The sequence below is a fragment of the Rhizobium sp. 1399 genome (assembly GCF_031455475.1).
Lineage (GTDB): Bacteria > Pseudomonadota > Alphaproteobacteria > Rhizobiales > Rhizobiaceae > Rhizobium.
This window is the reverse complement of sequence record NZ_JAVDSU010000018.1, coordinates 119870-142408: the sequence shown is the minus strand read 5'-3', so window position 1 is coordinate 142408 and position 22539 is coordinate 119870. Positions and strand designations below refer to the sequence as shown.

Below are 22539 nucleotides of genomic sequence, written 5' to 3'. Positions count from 1 at the left end.
TCGCGCAAGGGCGGGTTCCTGCAGAAATCACAATCAGACGTCGGCGGCAACCCGCATGGAGACGATCGAATCCGGATCGGAGACGGGCTCGCCTTTCTTGATCTTGTCGATATTGTCCATACCTTCGATGACCTGACCCCAGACGGAATACTGCTTGTTCAGCCACGGAGCATCGGTGAAGCAGATGAAGAACTGGGAGTTGGCCGAGTTCGGGCTCTGCGAACGGGCCATCGAGCAGGTGCCGCGGACATGCGGCGTCGCGGAGAATTCAGCCTTGAGATCGTCCTTGGAGGAACCGCCCATGCCGGCGCGACCAGGGTTGAAGTTCTCTCCGCCCTTCTTGCCGAACTGCACGTCACCGGTCTGCGCCATGAAATCGGCGATGACGCGGTGGAAAACGACACCGTCATAGGCTTTCTCGCGGGCGAGTTCCTTGATGCGCTTTACATGCTCGGGCGCGACCTGCGGCAGAAGCTGGATGACAACCTTGCCCTTGGTGGTTTCCAGAATGATAGTGTTTTCCGGATCCTTGATCTCGGCCATTGTCGTTCTCCTTCTTGTCTTGAACTTACTTCTTGCCCAGCGTGACCTTGATCATGCGGTCGGGATTGCTGACTTCGCCGTTCTGGCCTTCGCCCTTCTTGATCTTGTCGACGTTTTCCATGCCCGAGACAACCTTGCCGACGACCGTGTACTGGCCATTCAGGAAGGAGCCGTCCGCGAACATGATGAAGAACTGCGAGTTGGCGGAATTCGGATCCTGGGCGCGCGCCATACCGACCGTGCCACGGACAAAAGGCGTCTTGGAGAATTCAGCCGGAAGGTCAGGCAAGTCGGAGCCGCCGGTGCCGGCCTGGCTCGCATCGAAGTTCTTTTCCATATTGCCATACTTCACGTCGCCGGTCTGGGCCATGAAGCCGGGGATGACACGGTGGAACGCGACATTGTCATATTCGCCCTTCTTCACCAGCGCCTCGATCTGCGCCACATGCTTCGGCGCGACGTCAGGCAGAAGCTGGATCACGACCGGGCCGCTCTTCAACTGAATGGTGACATAGTGATCGGCAGCCTGCGCAAAAGCGTCGCCCGCGAAGGAAGCGAGATAGAGCACGCCGGCAAATGCAAGATAAAAGAGTTTCATGTTGGCTCCATTGAGGCGGTATCCGCCTAGGCTTTGCGCTTGGATTTCAGGGCTTGCAAGACGGCCGCCGGCACGAAGGCGCTGACATCGCCGCCCATGGCCGCGATCTGGCGCACCAATGTGGCGGTAATGGGCCGCGAGGCCGTTCCTGCCGGCAGAAAGATGGTCTGGATATCAGGTGCCATCTGCCGGTTCATGCCTGCCATCTGCATTTCATAATCAAGATCGGTGCCGTCACGCAGACCGCGGATCAGCAGGCTGGTGCCATGCTTGCGTGCGGCATCGACGACGAGATTGTCGAAGGAAACGACGTCGATATTCGCGCTCTTTTCCGGCAGCACTTCGGCCAGCGACGCGCGGATCAGCCCTGCCTTTTCCTCAAAGGAGAATAGCGGTGTCTTTCCAGGGTGGATGCCGATCGCGACGATCACCTTCTCGGCGACATTGAGCGCCTGGACCAGCACGTCAACGTGTCCATTGGTGATCGGGTCGAAGGACCCCGGATAGAAAGCTGTGGTCATATCGTCCGGCCGTTTGTTTTCACGCCTTTTGTCATGGAAGCCGGTTTCCCGCAAGTTATTTAGCCATGCCGCCCGACGCGTCTGAACGATGAATGAACGGGGCGTTCAAGGCCCGCTCAGATGCGATCTGCTTTACTCGGATCATCAACACAGAACTGCCGGTCCCGGCAGCGTCACTCCCCGGAAAGACCCGATCATGCTGATCATCCTCATTGCCATCGCCGTTATTTTTTCGATGTTTGCGGAGCTCTTCTACGGCTACTTCGCAGATCGGCATCAGCCTGGCTGGGTACGGCCGGAGGTCAATGAACATGCGGCCATCATGCGACAGCTTGGCCGGATGCGTTCTAATCGATTTGAATTCTGAACGGCAGATGAACACGACATTCAAGGTCGCTTCAGATCACGGTTGGTAAATCCCCCGTCAACATCCGGCGGGAACCTTTTAAAGACGGATGCGTTCAAATGATCGACACATACGAGATGCGGAAGCGCGGCAGGAAGGGAATTAAGATGCCTGGCAAGATCACCATGATTAACATGCTCTGGATGGTAATGATTACAGGCATGCTGACTGCCACAGTCGCTCTCTATGACAATCAGAAGGTCGATACCTCGAAGGTCTACGGCCCGTTCGCTTCGGCTCGCTCCGTAAGCGTGCTCGGCCAGTACTAAGGGGCGCGAACGCAACTCCCTACAGAAAGGAACGCCACCATGTTCACGATCCTGACAGTTTTCACAGCACTCATCAGCATCATGTTCATAGTGTCCGTTACTTCGACGATTTCCGCGTTGCGCCGTGAAAGCGAGGAAGTGAAATCGATGAACAAGAAGCATAGCGCTTTCTAAAGCGCGCCCCCGCAGCGCAAAGCTTGAATGCAAGCCGGATGTTCTCCATCCGGCTTTTCTTATATCGAAGATGCAGGCCGCAGCGCCAGACAGCCGCTCTTTCGCAGCGGCAGAACAAGAAGAGCCCCCTTGCCATAGAGCGCACGCACATAGTCGCTGCGTTCGCTTGTGACGACGGCAAAGCCCCTGCCCCATCGCAGGATGGAGACATCTTCGGGCAATGCGCCGGGTTCGATGCTGCCGGCGGGAAAGACCATGGCAGCCGGCGCCTCGCCCGTTACCGCAAAGACGACAGCAAACAGCGCGAAGACTGCGGCAACGACCGCAATCGCAGTACCTGTCCTGCGTGCCAAGTGTCTGATCAAAGAGCCACCTGTCCGATGTTTCAGAAATCGAATATATGTTCGAGGCCCGGATCGGCAATTGGCCGGTCTTTGAGCAGAGGCGCGAGATCAGCCATCTTGACCGACAGAAGCAGGCGGTCGCTGTCGAAACCGGTGCGAGGTAGGCGTGTGATCACCTCGCCGGGCAGATTACCCTGCTCCATCCCTGAAGGCATGGTCAGCGACACCATGATCTCGTCATTGCCGGCAATCTCGCTCATTGTACCGCCTGCCTTGGCGATTTCCGCGAGGATATGGGTGAAACGGTCGTAGCGCGGCGTCTCGATCAACACGCCATCGGCACTTTCCGAAATGACAGATACATCGGGAATTGCCGAAAGCGTGTTAGCCGGCAGGCCTGATACGACTGATCGGATCGTCAGCTTCGCCTCACCGGTTGCTGCAACAGCGCTGGCGATCATGCCGGCATAGGCGATCTTTGCACGCCACTCACCGCCGAGCGCCAGTCGGCGCTCCCAGCCACGTAGCGGCTCTTCCACCGGTGCGGCCCAAAGCCTGTCGATCCAGGGCTGGAACGGATATTTATACCATGGGGTCTGGCGCAGAAAGCCGGCATAATCGATCGCCATATCGCGGGCGACGATATCCTGCGGCGTCTTTTCGCTGCCGCGCCAGAGCGCAAAGATCCGGCCGATCGTTTCCTCATAGGCCGCCTTGAGACCCATTTCGAGCGTGAAGCTCACACCGATGGTCGCGATCATCATTCGCGTCTCGCTGTCGGCGCCGCCGTGGCGATCGGCAATACGGGTCAGCGCACAGTCTGCGACCCAGAAATCCTTCACGCTGGAGAAATAATCGAAGCCATATTCGTCGCCCGTCTTCAGGGTTTCGGCGAGGCCGTCATAGGCATAGACGATATGCCACTCCGGATAGGTGAGATAGGTATTGGCCTCCTGCCGGCGGAATTCGGGATCCGATATCAGCGGCTTGTAGCTGTCGGGTTCGGGATCGGCATGGCAGAAGGTCTCGACATAGGCAGCCGGGCTGAGCAGCAGCAGGACGGCGACGATGAGAACTGCAAGCAGCCAGCCGATGATCTTCAGAATGCGCCGCATCACGGGGCCTCGCGGCGGAAGATATAGCTGGATGCGATTCCCACACCGCCAAGAAAGAGATGCGGCAGGTTGGCGAGGATTTTGAACGTAAAGGGAAGATCCTGAATGCCGTAGTTGACGATGCCGAGATCAAGGTAACCCGACCCGGTGATCAGTCCAAGCAGACCATCGCTGAAATAGAGCAGGCCGAAATAGAAAAGAAAGCTTCGGGACGCCCGGGCCGACAGGAGGGCTGCGATGCCGGCCCAGGCAGCCGAGGCCAGGTGCAGGCTGTCGTCATAGATATCGAGCGCAAAGATGCCAAATGCGCGCCCCTCCGCATCCGTCAGTCCCGGAATGTAATTCAATGCGGCCGCAAAGAGCAGAGCCACCGTATAAAGCGCGGCAATCAGCCGAAGCCTGGACATCATGATCTCCCTAGAGGCTTCCGAGATAGCGATCCCAGAAATGATTGCGGAAGGTAAGGCCGGGATCCAGCCGGCGCTTGGCCGCTGCAAATTCGCCAGCGCGGGGATAGGCACGGGTAAACTGATCCAATCGGGCATGCGGCCGATACGGCAGATAATAGCTGCCGCCGATTGCGAGCACGCGCTCGATCAGCGTTTCCGTCATGCGCTGCATGTCAACCTCGCCCCTCATCGTCTTTTCCTGCGAGAAGAGCATGACCGCGGCAATGCGGGGTTCCCCAGCGTAAGCCAACACACTGTCGCGATCGGTATCGACATAGCGCAGTGTGATGTTGAGGAGCTGCTGATAAGAGGCCGGAATGACATCCTGGCAGGCCGCAACGAAATCAGCGAAGCGGGACGGTGAGACGAAATATTCGTGCAGGATATCCGTGCGGGACGGATCGCGGTCATCGAGCGTGACGACGGGTTCGTTCATCAAGCTGTTGCGCGTCGCCTGCGGCGCAAGCGATGGATTGATGACAGCCTCGGTCCACCAGCGAAGATGTTTGGCCGTATCCCAACCGAGCTGCGCCCGGAAGATTTCACGAGACACATGGCTGATGAAACCGGAACCGGAGGCCGGAGGTATTTTCGTCTGGTCCGGAACGGCGCGATAGGTGATCAGCAGCGCCTCTTCAAAGAAACGATCGAGCGAAACATCCATACGACCATAGGCCATGTTGATCGCGCTATCGCTCGCCAGAACTTCGGCAAAGCGCCGTCCGAGATCCTCGCCCGCCAAATGCTCGAAGGTAGGCTGCAGGAGCACATTCGGCACCATGTCGAGCTCAAGCTCGGTGATGACACCGAAAAGGCCGTATCCGCCCATGGCATGGTTGAAGAGCTCCGCATTCTCCGTGCGTGAGCAGGTCAGCAGATTGCCATCCACCGTCATCAACTTGATGGAACGGACGGTGCTGCCGCAAGCACTGAATGGAACGGGCCAGCCATGGGCATTGACCGAAAAGGTGCTGGCAACGCCGAAGTCGTTGTTGGACTGCATGACGGCGGGCGAAAAGCCGATGCTATCGAGCTTGGAAATGATCGTCGACCAACGTGCGCCGGCAGCGACACGGTAGGTCTTGGCGGCTGTATCTGCCTCCAGCCAATCCTGATCGAGCGTCAGTGCCGTACCATTCTCGACAAGGCTCTGGCCGCCCATCGAATGGCGCGCGGCGCTGGCGATGAAGGGCCTGTTTGCCTTGACGGCTTCAGCGAGCGCGGCGCGCAACCGGCCGATCATGGCCTCCTGCGGCGGCTCCTTGACGGTCAGATGTGCCGCAACCCGGGTCGGTGTCAGTTCTCCGGCATCATTGAGAATGGTCGCGCCATCTTCAATGCGAAGTTCCGCTGGAAAGGCTGGTCCGGGATCGCTTTGCGGCTGAAGCAAAAAACGCCCCGCCGCCACACCGGCTGCGGCCGAAATGCCGGCCAGCACCCCTCGCCTTGTCCACCTGCCCACAACATTCCCCCCTCCGGATGAATCGGCAAGCTCTTCATAGCGCAATAAAAAACCGGGCGGCAGGGGCCGCCCGGTCCGCAATGAGAAAGTGGTGAATTATTCAGCCGATGGGGTTTCGTCGGCTTCGCCCGCTGCAGGAGCTTCGCCTTCGGAAACCACGGCTTCGTCACCGTTTTCCGTCGTCTCTTCTTCTTCCGGCTCGCTGATGCGCTCGACCGAGACGACCTTCTCATCCTTGGCAGTGGAGAAGATTGTCACGCCCTTCGTCGCGCGGCTGGCGATACGGATGCCGCCGACCGGAACGCGGATCAGCTGACCGCCATCCGAGACGAGCATGATCTGATCGCCATCGTCGATCGGGAAGGCGGCGACCAGTTCGCCGATTTCGCCGGTTTTCGACGTATCGGTGGCGCGGATACCCTTGCCGCCCCGGCCAGAGATGCGGAAATCGTAGGAGGACGAGCGCTTGCCGAAGCCCTTTTCCGAAACCGTCAACACGAACTGTTCGCGTGCCTTCAGCTCTTCGTAGCGCTCGTCAGAGAGCTGTCCCTCTTCGGTGACTTCCTCGCCGACCAGAGCGATATCCTCTTCATCCACGCCCGTCGCACGCCGTTCGGCGGCGGAACGCTTGAGGTAAGCTGCGCGTTCCCACGGCTCGGCATCGACATGGCCGACGATCGTCATCGAGATGATGCTGTCGCCACTGCCGAGATTGATGCCGCGCACACCGATCGAGTTGCGGCCGGCAAAGACGCGGACGTCATCGACCGGGAAGCGGATGCACTGGCCGAGCGCTGTCGTCAGCAGAACGTCGTCCTGATCCGTGCAGGTCTCAACAGAGAGGATTTCATCGCCCTCCTCGTCAAGCTTCATGGCAATCTTGCCGTTGCGGTTCACCTGGACGAAGTCCGACAGCTTGTTGCGACGGACCGTGCCCCGTGTCGTCGAGAACATGACGTCGAGGTTGTCCCAGCTATCCTCGTCCTCAGGCAGCGGCAGGATGGTGGTTATGCGTTCGCCGGATTCCAGCGGCAGCATATTGATCAACGCCTTGCCGCGCGAGGTCGGCGTGCCGATCGGCAGGCGCCAGACCTTTTCCTTGTAGACGATGCCGCGCGAGGAGAAGAACAGAACCGGCGTGTGAGTATTGACCACGAATAGCCGGCTAACAAAATCTTCATCGCGGGTGGTCATGCCCGAACGGCCCTTGCCGCCGCGGCGCTGCGCACGGTAGGTCGCCAGCGGCACGCGCTTGATATAGCCGAGGTGTGAGACTGTCACGACCATGTCTTCGCGGGCGATGAGATCCTCATCGTCCATCTCAAGGCCGCCATCGATGATCTCGGTGCGACGCGGTGTGCCGAACTCGTCACGGACAGAGGTCAGCTCGTCCTTGACGATCGTCTGGATGCGCACGCGCGACGACAGGATGTCGAGGTAATCCTTGATTTCCTCGCCTATCTTATTGAGTTCATCGCCGATTTCGTCGCGGCCGAGGGCCGTCAGACGCGCAAGGCGGAGCTCAAGGATCGCGCGAGCCTGCTCTTCCGAGAGGTTGTAGGTCAGGTCGTCATTGATGCGGTGACGCGGGTCGTCGATCAAGCGGATCAGGCTTTCGACGTCTTCCGCCGGCCAGCGGCGGGTCATCAGTTCTTCGCGGGCAGACTGCGGGTCCGGCGCCTGACGGATAACGCGGATGACTTCGTCGATATTGGCGACGGCGATTGCGAGACCCACCAAGACGTGAGCACGTTCGCGCGCCTTGCGAAGGAGGAACTTCGTTCTCCGGCTAACGACTTCTTCACGAAAGGAGACGAAAGCGCGGAGCATGTCGAGCAGCGTCAGCTGTTCCGGCTTGCCGCCGTTCAGCGCCACCATGTTGCAGCCGAAGGAGGTCTGCAGTGGCGTGTAGCGGTAGAGCTGGTTGAGGATGACGTCGGCATTGGCGTCGCGCTTCAACTCGACGACGACGCGGTAGCCCTGACGGTCGGATTCGTCGCGCAGATCCGAGATGCCTTCGATGCGCTTCTCGCGCACCAGTTCGGCCATCTTCTCGATCATTGTCGCCTTGTTCACCTGATAGGGAATTTCGGTGATGATGATCTGTTCGCGATCGCCGCGCATCGGCTCGATGGTTGCAACACCGCGCATGATGACCGAACCACGGCCGGTTTCATAGGCCGAGCGAATACCGGCGCGGCCGAGGATCTTGGCGCCGGTCGGAAAATCCGGACCGGGAATGATCTGCATCAGCTCCGGCAGTTCGATTGCCGGATCATTGATCAGCGCGATGCAGGCGTCGATGACTTCAGACAGGTTATGCGGCGGGATATTCGTCGCCATGCCGACGGCGATGCCGCCTGCGCCGTTGACCAGCAGGTTCGGGAACTTGGCAGGCACTACGACCGGCTCTGACAGCGTGCCGTCATAGTTGTCGCGGAAGTCGACCGTTTCCTTGTCGAGGTCGTCGAGCAGCGAATGGGCGGCCTTCTGCAGGCGGCATTCGGTGTAACGTTCGGCCGCCGGCGGGTCACCGTCGACCGAGCCGAAATTGCCCTGGCCGTCGATCAGCGGCAGCCTCAACGACCAATGCTGCGCCATGCGGGCGAGTGCGTCATAAATCGCGGCATTGCCGTGCGGATGGTATTTACCCATCACGTCCCCGGTAACGCGGGCGCATTTGACGTATTTCTTGTTCCAGTCGATGCCGAGCTCGGACATGCCGTAAAGGATGCGCCGATGCACGGGCTTCAGGCCATCGCGCACGTCGGGCAGCGCACGCGACACGATCACGCTCATGGCGTAATCGAGATACGACCGCTGCATTTCCTCCATAATGGAGATGGGCTCGATGCCTGGCGGGAGCTTCCCGCCGCCGGGGGGTGTTTGCTCAGTCAAAACGGTTCACGTTCTCTTCTAGAATCACTCGAAGATTTATAGCGGAAAGCCTGTTCCCACGCCAATTTGGCCAGGGGTTTTGAACAGGCTTTTGCGTTCGAAAGAGGGCAAATCATGGTATTTGCCCATGGCAGGGAGACAATCAGCGATCATGCATTTGCCAAATCGGAATCGGCACAGCACAATCATGAAAAACAAGCATCTATATGGGGTTTTGGAGAAGCGATGGCAAGCGCCGACCAACTGATCAACGCGTTCACGACGCTTCTCGTCACCATCGATCCGCCGGGACTTGCCCCGCTCTTTCTCGGCCTCACTGTCGGCATGAGCCGCCCGGAGCGAAAGCAGGTGGCGCTGCGCGGTGTGACGATCGCTTTCATCATCCTTGCTGTTTTCGCCCTGTTCGGCTCCAGCGTGCTCGGCGTGCTCGGCATTTCCATCGGCGCCTTCCGCCTGGCGGGCGGATTGCTGCTCTTCTGGATTGCCTTCGAAATGGTTTTCGAGAAGCGCCAGGACCGCAAGGAAAAGACCACGGAAGTGGCGATCACCAAGGATCATATCGAGAATATTGCCGTCTTCCCGCTGGCACTGCCGCTAATTGCCGGGCCGGGCGCCATTTCGGCGACGATCCTGCTCGGAGGCACTCTGCCCTCCACCGTCGAGCGGGCGCAGCTGATCGGCGTCATTGCCGGCTGCCTGCTGATCACGCTGGTGGTGCTTTTCCTGGCTGACCGGCTCGACCGCTTCCTCGGCGTCACCGGCCGGGCGATCCTGACCCGTCTTCTCGGCGTGATCCTGGCCGCACTCGCCGCGCAGTTCGTTGTCGACGGTGCGAAATCTGCTCTCAACCTGATCAGCGCCACGCCGACATGAAAACGGCGCCCGAGGGCGCCGTTTGCTACTGAATAAGACCGATCAAAACGGAATGTCGTCGTCGAGATCCCGTGAGAAGTTGCCGCCGCCAGCGCTACCGCCGCCGCTGCTTCCGCCGCTACGACCACCACCGCTGCGACCACCACCGGACGCTGGAGCGGGTGCGCCGTAATCGTCGCCATAACCACCGCCACCGAAATCGTCGCTGCCACGGCCGCCGCCGAAGCCGGAGCCAGCACCGCCGCCCTCACCACCGCGCCCGTCGAGCATCGTCAGCGTCGAATTGAAACCCTGCAGCACGATTTCCGTCGAGTAGCGGTCGTTGCCGGTCTGGTCCTGCCACTTGCGTGTCTGCAGAGCGCCTTCGATATAGAGCTTGGCGCCCTTCTTCACATATTGCTCGACCACTTTGCAGAGGCCTTCGTTGAAGACCACCACCGTGTGCCATTCGGTTTTTTCGCGGCGCTCGCCGGAATTGCGGTCGCGCCAGGTTTCCGAGGTCGCGATGCGAAGATTGGCGATCGGCCGGCCATCCTGCGTGCGCCGGATTTCGGGGTCGGCGCCCACGTTTCCGATAAGAATTACCTTGTTCACACTGCCAGCCATATCATTCACCTTACTGCCGCCCTGACCGGCGGCGTTCAAAAATCATCGGCGCACCTTAAACCATAGAGGACAAGCGATGCGCATCCAGCCCTTCTTAATCCACAAGGAATTTTGTTCTTTATTTGTTCTAATTATTCGTTATGATCCTGTCAACAGAATCGAAAACCTTTGTTGTTCCGGACTTTCAGCCTCGACTCGCCCGCTGGCATCACTAAATAAGGGCTGTTATCCCCAAACCATCTGAAGCAGAGACGATGAGCGAACTGAAGACGATCTCCATCCGTGGCGCGCGCGAGCATAATCTGAAGGGCATAGACCTCGATCTGCCGCGGAACAAGCTGATCGTCATGACCGGCCTTTCCGGCTCCGGCAAGTCCTCGCTCGCCTTCGATACGATCTATGCCGAGGGCCAGCGCCGCTATGTCGAAAGCCTTTCGGCCTATGCGCGCCAGTTCCTGGAAATGATGCAGAAACCCGATGTCGACCAGATCGACGGGTTGTCGCCGGCAATCTCGATCGAGCAGAAGACGACCTCGCGCAACCCTCGCTCGACGGTTGGCACGGTTACCGAAATCTACGACTATATGCGCCTGCTGTTTGCGCGCGTCGGGGTTCCCTATTCGCCGGCCACGGGCCTGCCGATCGAAAGCCAGACGGTTAGCCAGATGGTCGACCGTGTGCTGGCCTTCGAGGAAGGCACGCGTCTTTACATCCTGGCGCCGATGATCCGCGGCCGCAAGGGCGAGTATAAGAAGGAATTGGCGGAGCTCATGAAAAAGGGCTTCCAGCGCGTCAAGGTAGACGGTCAGTTCTACGAGATCGCCGATGCACCTGTTCTCGACAAGAAATACAAGCACGATATCGACGTGGTCATCGACCGTATCGTCGTGCGGCCCGACATGGCCTCGCGCCTGGCCGACAGTTTCGAAACGGCGCTGAAGCTTGCCGATGGCCTCGCCGTTGCCGAATTCGCCGACAAGCCGTTGCCGCCTGAGGAAACCTCGGCTGGCGGCTCGGCCAACAAATCGCTCAACGAGACACACGAACGCGTGCTGTTTTCGGAAAAGTTCGCCTGCCCGGTCTCCGGTTTCACCATTCCGGAAATCGAACCACGGCTCTTCTCGTTCAACAATCCCTTTGGCGCATGCCCGACCTGCGACGGTCTCGGTTCGCAGCAGAAGATCGACCCTGATCTGATCGTGCCGGAGCCGGAGCGTACGCTGCGCGACGGCGCTATCGCGCCCTGGGCCAAGTCCACTTCGCCCTATTACAACCAGACGCTGGAAGCGCTCGGCAAGCATTTCGGTTTCAAGCTCGGCAGCCGCTGGAACGACCTTCCCGCAAAAGCCAAGGATATCATCCTGAACGGCACCGAGGAGAGGATTGAATTCCACTATGCCGATGGCGCGCGCTCCTACACGACCTCGAAGAATTTCGAAGGCATCGTGCCCAATCTCGAGCGGCGCTGGAAGGAAACGGATTCGGCCTGGGCGCGCGAGGATATCGAGCGCTTCATGTCGGCGGCCCCCTGCCCGGCCTGCAACGGTTTTCGCCTGAAGCCGGAAGCGCTCGCGGTCAAGATCAACAAGCTGCATATCGGCGAAGTCACGCAGATGTCGATCCGGATCGCACGCGACTGGTTCGAGACGCTGCCGGCGGCATTCAACGCCAAGCAGAACGAGATTGCCGTGCGCATCCTCAAGGAAATCCGCGACCGCCTGCGGTTCCTCAACGATGTGGGTCTCGAATATCTGAGCCTGTCTCGCAATTCCGGCACGCTTTCCGGCGGCGAGAGCCAGCGTATCCGTCTTGCCTCGCAGATTGGATCAGGCCTGACCGGCGTTCTCTACGTGCTCGACGAGCCGTCGATCGGCCTGCATCAGCGCGACAATGCCCGTCTTCTCGATACGCTGAAGCACCTTCGTGACATCGGCAATACAGTCATCGTGGTCGAACATGACGAAGATGCGATCCTGACGGCTGACGATGTGGTCGATATCGGCCCCGCCGCCGGTGTGCATGGCGGCCAGGTAGTGGCGCATGGCACACCGCAGGAAATCATGGCCAATCCAAAGTCGCTCACCGGCAAATATCTGTCGGGCGAGCTTGGTGTGACCCTGCCCGATGAGCGGCGCAAGCCTAAGAAGGGCAAGGAGATCAAGGTCGTCGGCGCACGCGGTAACAATCTGAAGAACGTCACAGCGGCCATTCCGCTTGGCGTCTTTACGGCTGTGACGGGTGTCTCGGGTGGCGGCAAGTCCACCTTCCTGATCGAGACTCTCTACAAGTCGGCGGCACGGCGTGTCATGGGCGCTCGTGAAATCCCTGCCGATCACGACCGCATCGATGGTTTCGAGCATATCGACAAGGTGATCGACATCGACCAATCGCCGATCGGCCGCACGCCGCGTTCGAACCCCGCAACCTATACCGGCGCGTTCACACCGATCCGTGACTGGTTTGCCGGCCTGCCGGAGGCGAAGGCGCGCGGTTATCAGCCAGGTCGTTTCTCCTTCAACGTCAAGGGCGGCCGCTGCGAGGCCTGCCAGGGCGATGGCGTCATCAAGATCGAGATGCACTTCCTGCCTGATGTCTACGTCACCTGCGACGTCTGCCACGGCAAGCGTTACAACCGCGAAACGCTCGATGTCACCTTCAAGGGCAAGTCGATTTCCGACGTGCTCGATATGACCGTGGAGGAAGGTGTCGAGTTCTTCACGGCCGTCCCGGCCGTGCGCGACAAGCTGCAGTCGCTTTTCGATGTCGGTCTCGGGTACATCAAGGTCGGTCAGCAGGCCAATACGCTCTCGGGCGGCGAGGCGCAGCGCGTCAAGCTCGCCAAGGAATTGTCGAAACGCTCGACGGGCCGCACCCTCTATATCCTCGACGAGCCTACCACCGGCTTGCACTTCCATGACGTCGCCAAGCTCCTGGAAATGCTGCACGAACTAGTCAATCAGGGCAATTCGGTCGTTGTCATCGAGCACAATCTCGAAGTCATCAAAACTGCCGACTGGATCCTCGATTTCGGCCCCGAGGGTGGTGACGGCGGCGGCGAGATCGTGGCTGTCGGCACGCCAGAGACGATCGTCAAGGAGAAGCGCTCCTATACCGGCCAGTTCCTCAAGGAGCTGCTGGAGCGGCGACCGGTCAAGAAGGCGGTCGCAGCGGCGGAATGACCATGCGGCTCGCCACGATTGCGGACCTGCCCGGCGTCGTGGCGCTGACGACGGCCGCCTACCAGCCCTATACCGATCTTTTCGGCTATCCGCCGATTCCGGTGACGGAAGATTACAAGCCGCGGATTGAGCGCGGCGAGGTCTGGCTGCGGGAGGCTGACGGTGCTGTGACGGGGCTCTCTGTCGTCGAGCGCCATGCCGACCACGTGATGCTTTTCAGTATCGCGGTATCGCCGGACTTCCAGGGAGCGGGACATGGTGTGGCCATGTTGCGCTGGCTGGAGGACAAAGCGCGGGAGTGGGAAACGCCTGAGATGCGGCTCTATACCAATGCGCGGATGGAGCGGAACATCGCGCTTTATTCCGCCTTCGGTTTTCAGGAAACGGGTCGCCGGCCCAATCCCTATCGGCCAGGATGGACCGTCGTCGATATGACGAAAAAGGTTGGTGCGATCTGAGAGATCGCAAGCGAGGAGGAGCAGATGAGCAAATCGGGCACGATCCGCGTAGGCATCGGCGGCTGGACGTTCGAGCCGTGGCGCGGCCATTTCTTTCCCACCGATCTCAAGCAGAAGGACGAGCTGAACTATGCCAGCCGCCAGCTGAAGGTCATCGAGGTCAACGGCACCTATTACAGCACGCAGAAGCCGGCAGTCTTCGCGAAGTGGGCCGCCGATGTGCCCGATGGCTTCGTTTTTTCGCTGAAAGCGACGCGTTACACCACGAACCGGCGCGTGCTTGCCGAAGCCTGGGAGTCGATGGCGAGGTTCCTCTCGTCGGGCATCAGCGAACTTGGTGATCGCCTCGGCCCACTGCTCTGGCAATTCGCGCCAACAAAGAAATTCGAACCCGATGATTTTGAAGCCTTTCTGAAGCTGCTGCCGGAAAAACAGGATGGGCTGAAGCTGCGCCATGTCGTGGAAGTCCGGCACGATTCCTTCAAGGTGCCGGAATTCGTGGCGCTGCTGGAGAAATATGGCGTGGCACCCGTCTGCGCCGAGCATTTCGACTATCCGATGATTGCCGATGTGACAGCGGATTTCGTCTATACGCGGCTGCAGAAAGGGTCCGACGATATCCCGACCTGCTATCCGGAACCGGAGCTGAAGGATTGGACCAAGCGGCTACAGATCTGGGCCGAGGGCAAAGTGCCTGACGACTTACCGCTGATCGACAAGGACAGGAAGGTCAAGGTCGAGCCGCGCGACGTCTTTGCCTTCATGATCCACGAGGGCAAGGTCAATGCGCCGCACGGGGCGATCGCCCTACAGAAGCGGGTCGACAAGTAATCGCTCAATAAGGCAGCACGTGCGCGGCGAGGTCTTCGGCCGTCAACCCCTTGCCGGCGCGTTGGCCTGCCTCTCCATGCAGCCAGACAGCAGCGGCGGCTGCCTCGAAGGCCGGCAGGCCTTGGGCGAGCAGGCCGCCGATAATGCCTGCCAGCACATCGCCGGAGCCGGCGGTGGCAAGCCAGACCGGTGCGTTGGTGTTGATCAGCGCCCGGCCGTCCGGTGAGGCGATGACGGTATCCGCCCCCTTATAGATGATAGCAGCATTGGCGCGGCTGGCAGCGGCGAGCGCCTTGTCGACCTTGCCCGCCTTCTCGTCGGCGGCAATATCGGGAAAGAGGCGGGCAAACTCGCCGTCGTGCGGCGTGAGAACGAGGCGCGGCACTCCCTTGAACAGCTCGAAAAGCGCCTGCGGATCGTCCTTGAAGGAGCTGATGCCATCGGCGTCGAGAACGAGATGACGGTCGCGCAGTAGGGATACGAATTTGCGGGTCTTCTTTCCGATGCCGAAACCGGGGCCGAGAACGAAGGTTTGAAGGCGTGTGTCCTTCAGCCATCCTGCCAATGCTGCTGCATCATCAATGGCGTGCAGCATGACGGCTGTCAGGTGCGCGCTATTGGCGGAAAGTGCTTCGGTCGGCGCGGCGATGGTAACGAGCCCTGCCCCGGCCTTCAACCCCGCCATGGCCGACATGCGGGCGGCGCCCGTCTTGCTCGCCTCACCCGAAAATACGACAAGGTGACCACGCTTATATTTGTGGGTCTCCAGCTGCTCGGTCGGAATGACAGCGCGCCATGCGGCAGGTGTATTCTCGTCCACACGGCCATCCGTCTGCGCCCTGATGATGCGTCCGGGGATGCCGATGTCGAAGACCTCGAGCGTGCCGCAAAGCTCCCTGCCAGGCATCAGCAGATGGCCGGGCTTGCGGGTCATGAAGGTCACCGTATGCGCCGCTCGGAAGGCGCCGCCGAGCACGGCGCCGGTGCGCCCGTCCAGGCCAGATGGCAGATCGATGGCGATGACGGGAGTTCCTGCCTTGCCGACCTTGTGGATCAGATCGGCGACCTCGGATGGCACATCCCGTGCAAGGCCGGCTCCGAAGAGGCCGTCGATGATGACATCACCCAGCTGCTGGTCATAGCACGCGATATCCTCCCCCTTCATCGCACAGGCTGCTCTAGCGCGGCCCGCATCGCCCGTCAGCTTTTCCGGGTTACCAAGATGGAAGATTTCCACCCGTCCACCACTCTCCTGCAGGAGCCGGGCGACGACATAACCGTCACCGCCATTGTTGCCGGGGCCGCAGAACACCGCAAAACGTTGTGCGCCGGGATAAAGACGCAATGCTGCAGCCGCGACCGCGGCACCTGCCTTTTCCATCAGGCCATAGGAATCGATTCCGGATTCGGCTGCAGCCTTATCGGCCGCAGCCATTTCGACAGGGGTCAGGAGAAGATCGGCGAGGCGTTTGCTCATGCCTCTATTCAATTCAAAAAGCGCCTAAAAAACAACCGCATGATTATCACAACGAAAGAGCAAATATTATGCATTTGCCTATTTTTCGACCCACACACGACAGACCGTAAGAAATTATGAGTCGAGGGATTTTTTCAATTTTCGCGTCATTTTTGATCAAAACGCACTATTGTTCACCTCTTTTTTTATCAAAACGACACGAAAACGCAGGCAAACAAGGTCGCACGCACAAAATTCCGCGATTTTTTGGGTGAGACGGATTTCAAACTGGCACGATATCTGCATCATATCCCGCGAGCGGGAAGGTTCCTGCTGTAACGGGAGAAGCGGAGAGACATTTTCTCATGAAAAAGATCGAAGCGATCATTAAGCCTTTCAAGCTGGACGAGGTGAAGGAAGCCCTTCAGGAAGTCGGTCTGCAGGGTATCACTGTCACGGAAGCGAAGGGCTTCGGTCGCCAGAAGGGCCATACCGAACTCTACCGCGGCGCAGAATATGTCGTCGATTTCCTGCCGAAGGTGAAGGTTGAGGTCGTGCTCGCAGATGAAAACGCGGAGGCCGTCATCGACGCGATCCGCAAGGCCGCGCAGACGGGGCGCATCGGCGACGGAAAGATTTTCGTTTCCAACGTCGAAGAGGTCATTCGCATCCGAACCGGTGAAACCGGTATCGATGCCATCTGACCGGCTTTGCCTTCGGCGAAGCTTGACCATCCTCATCGCACATAACGTAACATCATCACAAAACAGAGGAAGCATCTTATGGCGAGTGCAAGCGAAATCCTGAAGCAGATCAAGGACAACGATGTAAAGTTCGTCGACCTGCGCTTCACCGACCCCAAGGGCAAGCTGCAGCACGTTACGATGGACATAGCCTGCGTCGATGAAGACATGTTCGCCGACGGCGTCATGTTCGACGGTTCCTCGATCGGCGGCTGGAAGGCCATCAACGAGTCCGACATGGTGCTAATGCCCGACACGGACACGGTGCATATGGACCCGTTCTTCGCCCAATCGACCATGGTTATTGTCTGCGACATCCTCGACCCGGTTTCCGGCGAAGCCTATAACCGCGATCCGCGCGGCACCGCCAAGAAGGCCGAAGCCTATCTGAAAGCATCCGGCATCGGTGACACGATCTTCGTCGGCCCGGAAGCCGAATTCTTCGTCTTCGACGACGTCAAGTACAAGGCCGACCCGTACAATACCGGCTTCAAGCTCGACTCCACCGAACTGCCGTCGAACGACGACACCGACTATGAGACCGGCAACCTCGGCCACCGCCCGCGCGTCAAGGGCGGCTACTTCCCGGTTCCCCCCGTCGACAGCGCCCAGGACATGCGTTCGGAAATGCTGACGGTTCTCTCTGAAATGGGCGTCGTCGTCGAAAAGCACCATCACGAAGTGGCCGCCGCCCAGCACGAGCTCGGCATTAAGTTCGACACGCTCGTTCGCAACGCCGACAAGATGCAGATCTACAAGTACGTCGTTCATCAGGTCGCCAATGCCTATGGCAAGACGGCAACCTTCATGCCGAAGCCGATCTTCGGCGATAACGGCTCGGGCATGCACGTACACCAGTCGATCTGGAAGGGCGGCAAGCCGACCTTTGCCGGCGACGAATATGCAGGCCTTTCCGAAACCTGCCTCTACTATATCGGCGGCATCATCAAGCATGCCAAGGCGATCAACGCCTTCACCAACCCGTCGACGAACTCCTACAAGCGTCTCGTCCCGGGTTATGAGGCTCCGGTACTGCTGGCCTATTCCGCCCGCAACCGCTCGGCCTCCTGCCGCATTCCGTTCGGCTCCAACCCGAAGGCAAAGCGCGTCGAAGTCCGCTTCCCGGATCCGACTGCCAACCCCTACCTCGCCTTCGCTGCCATGCTGATGGCAGGCCTCGACGGCATCAAGAACAAGATCCATCCCGGCAAAGCCATGGACAAGGATCTTTACGACCTGCCGCCGAAGGAACTGAAGAAGATCCCGACCGTCTGCGGCTCTCTGCGCGAAGCGCTCGAAAGCCTCGACAAGGACCGCAAGTTCCTGACGGCCGGCGGCGTCTTTGATGACGACCAAATCGACGCGTTCATCGAACTGAAGATGGCCGAAGTGATGCGCTTCGAAATGACGCCGCATCCGGTCGAATACGACATGTACTACTCGGCGTAAGACAAGACAGGAAGCCCCGGTTCGCCGGGGCTTTTTCGACCCCGAGGTCATGAACGCCGATCGGCAGACATGACGATCATGTGACGAAATCCCGTAAAAATCTTGATTTGCGGGGGACCGATCACCAAATCAGGTGAGAAAGGAAGTCGTACCATGAAAGAAAGAGTTGCAAAGTTCAGTATAGGCGAAGTGGTCCGGCACAAGGTTTTTCCGTTTCGCGGCGTCATCTTCGACGTTGATCCGGAGTTCGCGAATACGGAAGAGTGGTGGAATTCCATTCCCGCGGAAGTCCGCCCCAGCAAGGACCAGCCGTTCTACCATCTGCTCGCCGAAAACGACGACAGCGAATATGTCGCTTACGTCTCCGAGCAGAACCTGGTGAGCGACGAGAGCGACACACCGCTTCGCAATCCGCAGGTCGAACAGATCTTCGACCGCGGTCCGACAGGCCAGTTCAAACCCAAGATGAGCTTCGCCCATTAAAGTCGGATCACATAACTCCCATAACAAGGCCCCGCATGTCGGGGCCTTTCTTTTGGCAACAAAAAACCCGGCCTGAAGCCGGGCTTTTCGTCAATTCGTTAAAGTCCCGATTACTGGGCCTTTGCTGCCTTCTGGGCGTCTTCCAGCTTCTTGCGGGCTTCTTCAGCCTTCTTCTGCATGCTGTCCTGCAGGCTGCGCTGGCTTTCGGCGAGCTTCGACTCGGAAACCGGTTCGCCGTCATAGGCGCCGGTGAAGCCTTCGAGCGAAACCTTGATCGGGTTCGCAGCACGGCGGAAGTTGATCGAGGTGAAGACCACGTCGCTGCCCTTCTTGAGGCTTGCGATCATGGCGTCCGTCAGCGGAATTTCAGCTGTGCACTTGTCCGGCAGGCAAACGGCGTAATCGAGCTTCTGGCCCTTGCCACCATCGATCTGCATGCTGATGCCCGGAGGGATCAAGCGTGCGGCCGGAACCGAAACCTGAAGAATCTTGCGGTTGATCTTGCCGGAAACCGAGATCAGGCCGACAGCCGTCACCAGCTGGCCGCCGTTGGCGAGAACCAGATTCTGAACAACGCAGATGTCGTTGTCTTCCTGCTTGCTGCAGGTCTTGTACCAGCCGAGGCGCGGTGCGCCGACGGCCTGTGCGGGAGCGTCAGCCGACGCTGCCGGAGCCTGGGCGGCTGCGTCCTGTGCGAAGGACGAGACCGGAGCCGAAGCACCGAAGATCACTGCCATAACGGACAGTGCTGCCCGCATTTTCTTTTCAGACTTGAACATCATAACGAATTCCGTCTCCTGATATCCGTTTCGGGGCTACGTTCGGCCGCCCCAACCACCGGGTCGTTCGGCACTCCACCTCTTAAAAAAATAAGGCAAATGCATGACCCCAAAACTTCGGGTCACGTGTTACATCGCAGCGTTGAAGATATCCAGCATTTCTTTGGCAATTTCGCGGGCATTTTGGCACATAGGTAAAGAAAGCGGCGGCTGCGGTTGGAATTGAGCGCTCCCATGCTACCCTTCCGGCGAATCGTGCCCGTCGCCACGCATCAAGGAATTTCAGAATGCTTCGGATCGTCCTCCTCGCCGCTTTCATGCTTACCTGCGGTGCCGCCGCCGCGGAACCTGTGCATGGTATCGCCATGCATGGTTCGGCAGCGCTGCCTGCCGATTATAAGCACTTCCCTTACGTCAATCCCGACGTGAAGAAGGGCGGGAAGATCACCTACGGCGTGGTCGGCACTTTCGATAGTTTAAACCCCTTTATCCTGAAAAGCATGCGCACGACGGCGCGCGGCATGTGGGATCCGCAATTCGGCAACCTCATCTACGAATCCATGCTGCAGCGTTCGAGCGACGAGCCCTTCACGCTCTACGGCCTGCTGGCGGAAACGGTGGACTGGGATGAAGACCGCACCTTCATCCAGTTCAACCTCAATCCGAAAGCCAGGTGGTCGGACGGGCAGCCGGTCACGCCCGAAGACGTGATCTTTTCCTTCGAGCTCCTGCGCGACAAAGGGCGCGTGCCCTTCTCCAGCCGCCTCAATCTCGTTTCAAAGATGGAGAAGATTGGCGACCACAGCGTACGCTTCACCTTCAATGAGAAGGCAGACCGCGAGACGCCGATGATCTTCGGCCTGTTTCCCATCCTGCCAAAACACGCGATCGACCCCGATAGCTTCGACCGCAGCTCGCTCACGCCACCTGTTGGATCCGGTCCCTACAAGATCAAGAACCTGAAGCCGGGCGAAAGCATCACCTATGAGCGCGACCCGAATTACTGGGGCAAGGACATTCCGGCCAAGGTCGGAATGGACAATTACGACCAGCTCACCGTGCAGTATTTCCTGCAGGATACGACGCTTTTCGAGGCCTTCAAGAAAGGCGACGTCGATATCTATCTGGAAGGCAATCCGGGGCATTGGGCCAATGCCTATGATTTCCCGGCCGCAACGTCGGGCGCGGTCGTGAAGGATGTGTTCAAGCCGAAACTGCCGAGCGGTATGCTCGGCTTCGTCTTCAATACGCGGCGGCCGATCTTTAGCGATATCAAGGTGCGCGAGGGCCTGTCGCTGGTCTTCGATTTCGAATGGGCCAACAAGAATCTCTATTCCGGCGCTTACAAGCGCACGCAAAGCTTCTGGCAGAATTCCGATCTCTCGAGTTTCGGGGTACCGGCGGATGCACGTGAGCTGGCGCTGCTCGGACCGATCAAGGACCAGATCGACCCCGCCATTCTTGACGGCAGCTACAAGCTGCCGGTGACCGATGGCTCGGGACGCGACCGCAACGTGCTGAGGCAGGCTGTCGACCTCCTGAAACAGGGAGGCTACACGATCCAGGGCGGCAAGATGGCCGATCAGAGCAGCAAGCAGCTCGCCTTCGAGATCATGACCCAGAATGCTGACCAGGAGAAGCTCGCCGTCGCCTACCAGCGATCGCTGCAGACGATCGGTGTCGCCGCGTCGATCCGCACCGTCGACGATTCGCAGTACCAGAGCCGCACGAACAGCTTCGACTATGACATGATCATGAAGGCCTACACCTCATCGCTCTCACCCGGCAACGAGCAACTCGGCCGCTGGTCGTCCGCTGCCCGCACGCGTGAAGGGACGGACAGTTTCGCCGGGGCCAACGACCCCAATCTCGATACGCTGATCGATCATCTGCTGCGCTCGCGCTCGACAGAGGATTTTACGGCGTCCGTCCGCTCCTATGACCGGCTGCTGCTCTCCAACCACTATGTGCTACCCCTCTACCACATCGATCAGCAGTGGGTTGCGCGCAACAAGCGCATCGGTCACCCGGATGTGGTGCCGCTCTATGGCTATCAGTTGCAGACATGGTGGGATACGAGCGCGCAATAATCACATCATCAGACGCGTCGTTCTATTTCCTTTCTCTTGCCTCGACCTTCCTCTAAAGATCGTCGAAAACATCTTCTATGCGATTGAGCCAACCGTCATTGAGGGATGGCAGAATAAGGAATCACAATGGAACGCATCACCATCGACGTTGTCTCTGATGTCGTCTGCCCCTGGTGCTATCTCGGCAAGGCGCGGCTGGAGTTGGCGATCGCCGAGGTGCAGGATGAAATCGGCGTCGATATCAACTGGCGCCCCTACCGCCTCAACCCGGATTATCCGCCCGAAGGTGTCGACCAGAAAAAGATGCTGGAGCAGAAACTCGGTGGCACCGAACGCGTGGCTGAGGCGCACAAGATGCTGACCGGCTATGGCCGCGAAGTCGGCATCAAGTTCAATTTCGAGGCCATCAAGATCGGGCCGAATACGCTCGATGCGCACCGCCTGATCCACTGGGCTGGTGTCGAGGACCGGCAGAAGCAGGAGGCAGTCGTCTCGGCGCTGTTCAAGGCCAATTTCGAGGAAGGCCGCAATGTCGGCGATCATGAGGTGCTGCTCGATATTGCCGAGAAGTCAGGTCTGCAGCGCTCGGTCATTGCCGCCCTGCTCGCTTCGGACGCCGATAGCAGCGTCATTCTCTCGGAAATCGACGCAGCGCAGCGCATGGGTGTCAACGGGGTGCCGTTCTTCATCTTCGACCAGCAATATGCCGTCAGCGGCGCACAGACACCTGATGTGCTGGCGGGCGCTCTCAGGGAAATTGCCGCAGCTAAGGCCGAAGCACGTGCCGGGATGAACTGACGCGCGTCAGGATCG

General features: G+C 59.3%; 23 protein-coding genes. 12 read left to right on the top strand and 11 right to left on the bottom strand.

The features are described from left to right. Positions 1-33 precede the first annotated feature (33 nt). The 3 genes from J2X71_RS34755 to coaD are packed head-to-tail and all read right to left on the bottom strand — an operon-like array spanning position 34 to position 1662. Positions 34-543: a peptidylprolyl isomerase gene (locus J2X71_RS34755; protein WP_037106039.1), complete on the bottom strand. Its 510-nt coding sequence runs from the start codon at positions 541-543 to the stop codon at positions 34-36. Between the two features lie 25 nt (positions 544-568). Further along, entirely contained in the window at positions 569-1141 is a 573-nt protein-coding gene (locus J2X71_RS34750; RefSeq protein WP_113183026.1) for a peptidylprolyl isomerase, read from the bottom strand. Between the two features lie 26 nt (positions 1142-1167). Further along, on the bottom strand, positions 1168-1662 hold the full coding sequence (gene coaD, locus J2X71_RS34745) for a pantetheine-phosphate adenylyltransferase (RefSeq protein WP_113183313.1): 495 nt from the start codon (positions 1660-1662) through the stop codon (positions 1168-1170). Positions 1663-1858: 196 nt separating this feature from the next. Here coaD and J2X71_RS38200 point away from each other — a divergent pair, with 196 nt between their 5' ends. The 3 genes from J2X71_RS38200 (at position 1859) to J2X71_RS34730 (ending at position 2511) form a co-directional block, all read left to right on the top strand. Further along, positions 1859-2029 carry a hypothetical protein gene (locus J2X71_RS38200; RefSeq protein WP_405049786.1) on the top strand — a complete coding sequence of 57 codons (171 nt, stop codon included), beginning with the start codon at positions 1859-1861 and terminating at the stop codon, positions 2027-2029. Positions 2030-2127: 98 nt separating this feature from the next. Next, the gene (locus tag J2X71_RS34735) at positions 2128-2337 is read left to right on the top strand and encodes a hypothetical protein (RefSeq protein WP_310389680.1); all 210 of its coding nucleotides are present in this window, start codon (positions 2128-2130) and stop codon (positions 2335-2337) included. 39 nt (positions 2338-2376) lie between these two features. Next, positions 2377-2511 (top strand): hypothetical protein, encoded by a 135-nt coding sequence (locus J2X71_RS34730; protein WP_007811987.1) that lies wholly within the window; start codon positions 2377-2379, stop codon positions 2509-2511. 59 nt (positions 2512-2570) lie between these two features. On the opposite strand, the gene J2X71_RS34725 is transcribed toward J2X71_RS34730, so the two are convergent. The 5 genes from J2X71_RS34725 to gyrA all read right to left on the bottom strand — a co-directional run bounded on the left by J2X71_RS34725 (position 2571) and on the right by gyrA (position 8779). After that, the gene (locus J2X71_RS34725) at positions 2571-2864 is read right to left on the bottom strand and encodes a hypothetical protein (RefSeq protein ID WP_310389647.1); all 294 of its coding nucleotides are present in this window, start codon (positions 2862-2864) and stop codon (positions 2571-2573) included. A gap of 32 nt (positions 2865-2896) precedes the next feature. Beyond that, a complete protein-coding gene (locus J2X71_RS34720) occupies positions 2897-3970 on the bottom strand; it encodes a hypothetical protein (RefSeq protein WP_310389645.1) in 1074 nt (357 codons plus the stop codon). Next, positions 3970-4377, bottom strand: coding sequence for a hypothetical protein (locus J2X71_RS34715; protein WP_405049787.1), 408 nt, complete (start codon positions 4375-4377; stop codon positions 3970-3972). The genes J2X71_RS34720 and J2X71_RS34715 overlap by 1 nt, the downstream gene beginning before the upstream one ends. Before the next feature lie 10 nt (positions 4378-4387). Continuing rightward, entirely contained in the window at positions 4388-5881 is a 1494-nt protein-coding gene (locus J2X71_RS34710) for an FAD-binding oxidoreductase (protein WP_310389642.1), read from the bottom strand. Positions 5882-5977: 96 nt separating this feature from the next. Continuing rightward, positions 5978-8779 carry a DNA gyrase subunit A gene (gyrA, locus tag J2X71_RS34705; protein ID WP_310389640.1) on the bottom strand — a complete coding sequence of 934 codons (2802 nt, stop codon included), beginning with the start codon at positions 8777-8779 and terminating at the stop codon, positions 5978-5980. A 225-nt stretch (positions 8780-9004) separates the two neighbouring features. On the opposite strand from gyrA, the gene J2X71_RS34700 reads away from it, so the two are divergent. Continuing rightward, entirely contained in the window at positions 9005-9652 is a 648-nt protein-coding gene (locus J2X71_RS34700; RefSeq protein ID WP_310389637.1) for a MarC family protein, read from the top strand. Positions 9653-9694: 42 nt separating this feature from the next. On the opposite strand, the gene J2X71_RS34695 is transcribed toward J2X71_RS34700, so the two are convergent. Beyond that, a complete protein-coding gene (locus J2X71_RS34695; RefSeq protein WP_310389635.1) occupies positions 9695-10258 on the bottom strand; it encodes a single-stranded DNA-binding protein in 564 nt (187 codons plus the stop codon). A 254-nt stretch (positions 10259-10512) separates the two neighbouring features. On the opposite strand from J2X71_RS34695, the gene uvrA reads away from it, so the two are divergent. Genes uvrA through J2X71_RS34680 form a run of 3 tightly spaced genes read left to right on the top strand, consistent with a single transcriptional unit; the run spans position 10513 to position 14726 of the window. Then, a complete protein-coding gene (gene uvrA, locus J2X71_RS34690) occupies positions 10513-13437 on the top strand; it encodes an excinuclease ABC subunit UvrA (RefSeq protein WP_310389633.1) in 2925 nt (974 codons plus the stop codon). Continuing rightward, positions 13434-13895 carry a GNAT family N-acetyltransferase gene (locus J2X71_RS34685; protein ID WP_310389631.1) on the top strand — a complete coding sequence of 154 codons (462 nt, stop codon included), beginning with the start codon at positions 13434-13436 and terminating at the stop codon, positions 13893-13895. The genes uvrA and J2X71_RS34685 overlap by 4 nt, the downstream gene beginning before the upstream one ends. 24 nt (positions 13896-13919) lie before the next feature. Continuing rightward, complete coding sequence (locus tag J2X71_RS34680; protein ID WP_310389629.1) at positions 13920-14726, top strand: DUF72 domain-containing protein; 807 nt, start codon at positions 13920-13922, stop codon at positions 14724-14726. 4 nt (positions 14727-14730) lie between these two features. On the opposite strand, the gene J2X71_RS34675 is transcribed toward J2X71_RS34680, so the two are convergent. Next, positions 14731-16203, bottom strand: a complete 1473-nt coding sequence (locus tag J2X71_RS34675) for an NAD(P)H-hydrate dehydratase (RefSeq protein ID WP_310389627.1) — start codon at positions 16201-16203, stop codon at positions 14731-14733. A gap of 344 nt (positions 16204-16547) precedes the next feature. On the opposite strand from J2X71_RS34675, the gene J2X71_RS34670 reads away from it, so the two are divergent. The 3 genes from J2X71_RS34670 (at position 16548) to hspQ (ending at position 18857) form a co-directional block, all read left to right on the top strand. Further along, the gene (locus J2X71_RS34670; protein ID WP_003539626.1) at positions 16548-16886 is read left to right on the top strand and encodes a P-II family nitrogen regulator; all 339 of its coding nucleotides are present in this window, start codon (positions 16548-16550) and stop codon (positions 16884-16886) included. Positions 16887-16964: 78 nt separating this feature from the next. After that, entirely contained in the window at positions 16965-18374 is a 1410-nt protein-coding gene (gene glnA / locus J2X71_RS34665; protein WP_007811957.1) for a type I glutamate--ammonia ligase, read from the top strand. A gap of 153 nt (positions 18375-18527) precedes the next feature. Next, the gene (gene hspQ / locus J2X71_RS34660) at positions 18528-18857 is read left to right on the top strand and encodes a heat shock protein HspQ (RefSeq protein ID WP_007811955.1); all 330 of its coding nucleotides are present in this window, start codon (positions 18528-18530) and stop codon (positions 18855-18857) included. A gap of 110 nt (positions 18858-18967) precedes the next feature. Here the strand turns inward: hspQ and J2X71_RS34655 are convergent, their stop codons facing one another. After that, positions 18968-19639, bottom strand: a complete 672-nt coding sequence (locus J2X71_RS34655) for an invasion associated locus B family protein (protein ID WP_113319913.1) — start codon at positions 19637-19639, stop codon at positions 18968-18970. Positions 19640-19923: 284 nt separating this feature from the next. Here J2X71_RS34655 and J2X71_RS34650 point away from each other — a divergent pair, with 284 nt between their 5' ends. Then, positions 19924-21726, top strand: a complete 1803-nt coding sequence (locus J2X71_RS34650; RefSeq protein ID WP_310389621.1) for an extracellular solute-binding protein — start codon at positions 19924-19926, stop codon at positions 21724-21726. 126 nt (positions 21727-21852) lie between these two features. After that, positions 21853-22524, top strand: a complete 672-nt coding sequence (locus J2X71_RS34645) for a DsbA family oxidoreductase (RefSeq protein WP_310389619.1) — start codon at positions 21853-21855, stop codon at positions 22522-22524. Positions 22525-22539: the final 15 nt, after the last annotated feature.